The organism is Sutcliffiella rhizosphaerae, from assembly GCF_917563925.1.
GTDB lineage: Bacteria > Bacillota > Bacilli > Bacillales > Bacillaceae_I > Sutcliffiella_A > Sutcliffiella_A rhizosphaerae.
On the sequence record NZ_CAKJTJ010000072.1, the window covers coordinates 1 to 5,482 of the forward strand.

Sequence of the window (5,482 nt, forward strand, 5' to 3'; positions counted from 1 at the left end):
CTATTAAGATTAAATAAAGAGGGGGGAAATAATGAATAGTCTTATAGTCTTAGATGAATCAATCAGTGAAGAAAGAGCTCAATATTTAAAATTAAAGTTATCTTCAATTCCTAATTTATCAACAGTAATCGACCTTAATGACTTTACTTCAATAATAAACAATAAGAACTTTTCTCTAGTTATTGCTATAACTAATAATCAGAAATTTTCTTCAAGTGAAAAAATTGATGCTGTGAGATCAATATGCCCTTTGTTAGTTTTAACCAAAGTTAATCAGGATAGTCTAGTCTTTATTCATTCATTAATAGAATCGTTTATGAAACTTAACGAAATTAATTTTGAAGACGATATTCTCTCAAAATCAATAAACTTTATTTTGAGTAATCTATACGATGATAATCTTTCACTAGAAAAAGTGGCATCTCATGTCTATATGAATAAATATCAATACTCTAAATTCTTTAAAAAAAACATTGGCATAGGTTATAAAGATTACATTATAAAAAAAAGAATTACTAAAGCAAAAAGTTTATTAGAAACAGGGGTTTCAGTTACTGAGACCTGCTTCTTTATTGGCTACAATGATTTAACTCATTTTTCAAGAATGTTTCAAAAGGTTGTTGGGGAAAAACCATCTGTATTTCGAATGCGACATTTAAACAATAAAAAATCGTCTAGTAATATTCAATTCAATAGACAATTTGAGGGGAGCTATTAATAATGAAAGATAAAATAATAGGAATATTAGAAGAATTATTAGAAAGAAAAATTGATAATACTGAATTGAACATACCAATAAATGATGTAGGAATTGATTCTTTAATGGCATTAGAATTTGCAGTTACAATTGAAAGAGAGTTTGACATTCATTTATCAGAAGAGGATTTAGGACAAATAAAAAGTATAGACAGTATATTAGAACTAGTTGAGTTAAAGAGTAATTTAGGTTGAAGAATTTGTTTCTATTATCAATCAATCGGCTTTTAAATTTGGTCACATCTTCATCTATCGCCTACTATAGTGGTAATTCTAAAAGATATAAATTAATATTCTACTATTTTTTATATGGTCTTATTATCACTTTGTTTTCTTTAAAAAATAACCATAAAGTAAAAAATAGAATCATGAAAGTTAATTGCCATTATAGAGGGTTTACTTATGAAGGCGCAGCCTTGGCAATTGCAATAAAATGTATGTTATTTAGAAATAACGTAGAAAAGTTTGAAGAATCTACTTTGAGCTTATCTGAAGGGTCAATTTATCAAAATTATGTTGCTTTAGGTTGGTATTTACATGCAAGGCACAAATTCAAAAAATCTAAGTATACTTATTTGAATACGAAATTAAATAATAGATTAAGTTTAATAGTATTTGATGGAATTGGTTTCAAGGCAAGTATCTTTAATATAAGTGGGGATATAACAGATAAATTTAATGAATTTGAAATTGATCAATCTAGAGTTTGTTATCAAGGTTACGGCAGGAGTTTATGGTTTAAAAGTGGCTTTAATATACAAACAGCTCTTTATGAGATAGAAAAAGTTCCATACAAATATAAAGCAGATGTATATAGTGGATTGGGTCTAGCTAATGCGTATAGCTTTTTCGATAAAATCGAGACTACACTCGAACTAACTAACTTAATTCCATTAGATTATAGAGTTGCTTACATTCAAGGGTTATCATTTGGTTTAGAAGCTAGAAGGACCCAAGATGCAAGATATTGGGACGAAACTATAAACAGCCTTCCTTTTTCTTACATTGATATTGTTAATAGAATGATAACTATTGTTCATAAAGCAATTGAGAAATTTATAAATATAAATGATAAAACTTTCTACACTATTTGGGTGGATGAAGTTAGAAAGGAAATTAAATTAGCAAAAATCCCTTGTATATTAGATAACAAGCAAGAGTAACTATTAAAAATACATGTGATAATTATCATTAGATAAAGTATATCTCAAATTGATTTTGCGTACGGAAATTAATTTATATATTTTATCTAATAAAATAAAGGGTGTGAAATTAATGCTATCTAAAGTTACATCTAAAGTACTAAAAAGTAAAGTTGGGCATAAACTATCTGTCCCAAAAGCAAAAAGTGAATTAGAAATTGTTTTAAATGATGGTAGATCAGAATCCTTTCAGTTAAGTAGTACTGGGCCTGTTGATTTTATTATTTTTAATCCGGAGGAAACAATCACGGGGGATACTATTGTACCTTTAGAAATTTTAAAGTTTGAAGTTGAAGCAATTAGTAAAGTCTTGTGGCCAGGAGAAAAAGTGAAAATGGCAGGTGGAAAAAACATCGGACACGAATCTTTACCTATTAAGGGGGAGGTAAGAATCCCTAAAGGAAAGAACATGACTGATGGTGTAGAAAGTGAACAACTAGTTTATATCCAAGTAGATTGCCCTTTAGGGAAACTTCATAATGTAACAGCTGTTCCAATGGTAGGAAAAATAAAGGGAATTCCTCCAATCGGTGTGAAATTTAAAACAACAGGACTGGAAACCCCATTATTTGATGAGAATATGGAAAAACAATTAACGGTCGTTGCATGCGGTAGTGTAACTGGGACTTAATTGTAATTGAGACTCAGAATCATTGATTCTGAGTCTTTATTTAAAAAATGGAGGTTTTTTATGTTTGATATTATTATCGTGGGAGCACGGTGTGCTGGTGCCTCACTCGCACTCTTCATGGCAGATTACGGTTACAAAGTGTGTTTAATAGATAAAGGGACTTTTCCAAGTAATACTCTATCGACGCATTTGTTTGGCGATTGGGATTTATATAAAAAACTAGGTATTGAAGCTAATATTAAATCCTCGGGAGCTCCGGAAATAAAACGAGTAAAAGTGAGTTTTGAAGATTGTTCTTTTGAAGGTCCATTAAAGGTTACAACCGCGCTGAGTGGATTGCGAAGAATTAAGTATGACCAAATACTGATAAATAAAGCAATGTCACACCCTAATATTCATTGTCATTTAAATTGTAAACTTAAAGAATTAATATATGCAAATGGGAAAATAAGTGGTATTACTGTGCAAATGAACGGTGACTTAAAAAATATTTTTAGTGAGGTGGTAGTAGGTGCTGATGGTAGAAACTCACTCACAGCCGAATTAGTAAATTCACAAAAATATAAAATTTCACCATCATTAAGATGTGCATTTTATGGATATTTCAAAAATGTATTTCCAGATCATACACCTACATTTGAATTTTTTTGGTCTGGTAATAACATTATTTTAGTCCAACCATGTGATGAAGGCTTATATTGCGTATGTATATTACCCATGCAAGAAGAGTACAGTGACTGGGCAAAAGATTTGGAGAATAAATTTATGAGCTCTCTTCTTAAAGTTGATGTATTATCTTCAAAGTTTAAACAAGCAATTTTAGATTCTAAAATAGTAGGTACAAATAATTTAGATTCATATTTAAAGACACCATATGGAGAAGGATGGGCCTTAGTTGGAGATGCCGGGGCAGCAGTTCATCCATGTTCAGGAGCTGGAATGGATCAGGCAATAAAGTGTTCTGAATTCTTGTCTATCTCATTACATGAGTATTTAAATGGTACAAAGAGTTGGAACGATTCTATGGCAATCTTTCAATTAAATAGAGATAAATACGTGGAAGGGAATATATATGCCGCTGACTCGATTAGTAGCTTAACAAATATTTCTTCTGAAGATGCTAATGTTTTGGGCTTCTATTGTACAATTCCAAACTTGGTAAGGGATTTAATTCAAATGATACCCGAAAAATCTTTCTAGTGATCTTTAAAAATGAAAAAGGTTATTTTAATTAGTTGAAGAATATATTAAATATGAAATAAATAAAAAACTTGGAGGTATTATATGACTGAAGTTATTAGTAATGTAGAACAAACATTTTACAACCTACATGATAATTATGTTTCATTGTGGGAAGAGGCTATGGGAAATGGTCAGACTCAAAAAGTTGAAGAATTTTATGATGAGAAATCATATAAAGTCACAGTGTTTACAAATGAAAATGCAGAGCCACTACTATTTAATTACAAGCAATCTATCGATGGATTAAGACAATCTGTGAAGGCGTTAATCGGAGCTGAAAAACGGTTCGAGAACCGAGTAGTACGTCTAAAGAATGAATTTTATTCATATGTCTTTTATGAAATGGTTATTTTACAGGAAAATAAAGAGATCACTCGAATTTTCACCACTGAAGAATGGAAGAAAATTGATGGTAACTGGAAGATTTCCAATGAAGTTAATACAATAATTAAATAAACTGTTTGTAAAAAAATTAGTTCAAGTTTTATACCTCCAAGTTAAGTACATAATTGCTTTATAGTAAAAAGCCCTTCCTAATAATGAGGACACTGCAAAACACTTACATTTTTTAGAAGAAACGCCCTTCGGGGCGTTTTTTGTTAGAATAGAGTTATATCAAAGTGTATCGGGGTTTTTGTAATGTTACTAAATCACAATCAATCAAGCCTATCTTTTCATTCGGAACTTTACTCTTTTGTGCCAGAAGATCACCTTTTGAGAAGAGTTCATGAACTAGTTGATTTTTCCTTTATAAATGAGTTAGTTGAAGAATCTTATTGTAAGTATTATGGTAGACCTGCCAAGGAGCCTGAACTGTTGTTCCGTCTCCTTTTTCTGCAATTTCTGTACAATTGTCTGACGAAAGAGTGATTGAGGATTCACCATACAATTTAGCCTATAAATGGTTTTTAGGTTTAAATCCAGAAGACACTTTACCAAATTCTTCACAGCTTAGTCGATTTCGTGTACATAGACTAGGTGCAAACCGAATAGAAAAGGTATTGGAATATGTTGTAAAACAATGTGTAGAAAAAGGATTGATTCAGTCTAAAGCTCTCATCATTGATTCAACGCATACTATCGCAAATGAAGCTAAGGATAAGCCATTAAAAGTTCTTAAAAAGGCTTGTACTCGACTACTAAAAGGTGTAAAAAACAATCTTCCAGTCTTTATAAGAAGCTCCCTACGTTTCCAAAATTAGAGGGAACCGATGAAGAAAAGACGAAACAACTTTTACAATATTTAGTGGATCTGAATAATCTATTGGGAGACAAACTCCCAGATGCCGAAGGCAGCTTGCTTGAAAGAATAAACATCGTAAAACAAATAATTGAGGATGAGAGACTCTTAACTAATAAAGGGATTTCATCTGCCGTTGACCTAGATGCAAGATTTGGAAGATAATCAAAGTCTAGAACTTTTTATGAATATAAAAACCATATCGCCATGACTGAAGAAGAAATTATTACAGCTATTCATGTGACATCTGGAAATGAAGACGATGGGAAACAACTTCAAACTTTAGTAAACAAAACGATTGAACAACAAATCTCAATTAATGAAGTGCATGCAGATACAGCATATTCTGGTAAAGATAATCTTAGCTTCCTTCAAACAGGAGAGATTAAAGCTTCGATTCCGTTAAACCCT

The 5,482-nt window shown here is 31.1% G+C and carries 8 protein-coding genes and 1 pseudogene; all 9 read left to right on the forward strand.

Features of this window, described 5'->3' with window-relative positions:
* Positions 1 to 31 precede the first annotated feature (31 nt).
* The gene (locus tag LRP81_RS22835; RefSeq protein ID WP_230505471.1) at positions 32 to 718 is read left to right on the forward strand and encodes a helix-turn-helix transcriptional regulator; all 687 of its coding nucleotides are present in this window, start codon (positions 32 to 34) and stop codon (positions 716 to 718) included.
* A gap of 2 nt (positions 719 to 720) precedes the next feature.
* Complete coding sequence (locus LRP81_RS22840; protein WP_230505473.1) at positions 721 to 951, forward strand: acyl carrier protein; 231 nt, start codon at positions 721 to 723, stop codon at positions 949 to 951.
* A gap of 38 nt (positions 952 to 989) precedes the next feature.
* Positions 990 to 1,919, forward strand: a complete 930-nt coding sequence (locus LRP81_RS22845) for a DUF1702 family protein (protein WP_263458282.1) — start codon at positions 990 to 992, stop codon at positions 1,917 to 1,919.
* 112 nt (positions 1,920 to 2,031) lie between these two features.
* Positions 2,032 to 2,589 (forward strand): hypothetical protein, encoded by a 558-nt coding sequence (locus tag LRP81_RS22850; protein WP_230505475.1) that lies wholly within the window; start codon positions 2,032 to 2,034, stop codon positions 2,587 to 2,589.
* 60 nt (positions 2,590 to 2,649) lie between these two features.
* Positions 2,650 to 3,789, forward strand: coding sequence for an NAD(P)/FAD-dependent oxidoreductase (locus LRP81_RS22855; RefSeq protein WP_230505476.1), 1,140 nt, complete (start codon positions 2,650 to 2,652; stop codon positions 3,787 to 3,789).
* Between the two features lie 84 nt (positions 3,790 to 3,873).
* The gene (locus tag LRP81_RS22860) at positions 3,874 to 4,287 is read left to right on the forward strand and encodes a hypothetical protein (RefSeq protein ID WP_230505478.1); all 414 of its coding nucleotides are present in this window, start codon (positions 3,874 to 3,876) and stop codon (positions 4,285 to 4,287) included.
* A gap of 395 nt (positions 4,288 to 4,682) precedes the next feature.
* Positions 4,683 to 5,033, forward strand: a complete 351-nt coding sequence (locus LRP81_RS22865) for a transposase (RefSeq protein WP_230505480.1) — start codon at positions 4,683 to 4,685, stop codon at positions 5,031 to 5,033.
* A gap of 44 nt (positions 5,034 to 5,077) precedes the next feature.
* Positions 5,078 to 5,236: a hypothetical protein gene (locus tag LRP81_RS22870; protein ID WP_230505482.1), complete on the forward strand. Its 159-nt coding sequence runs from the start codon at positions 5,078 to 5,080 to the stop codon at positions 5,234 to 5,236.
* A gap of 21 nt (positions 5,237 to 5,257) precedes the next feature.
* A pseudogene (locus LRP81_RS22875) lies at positions 5,258 to 5,482 on the forward strand (transposase); the annotation flags it as partial.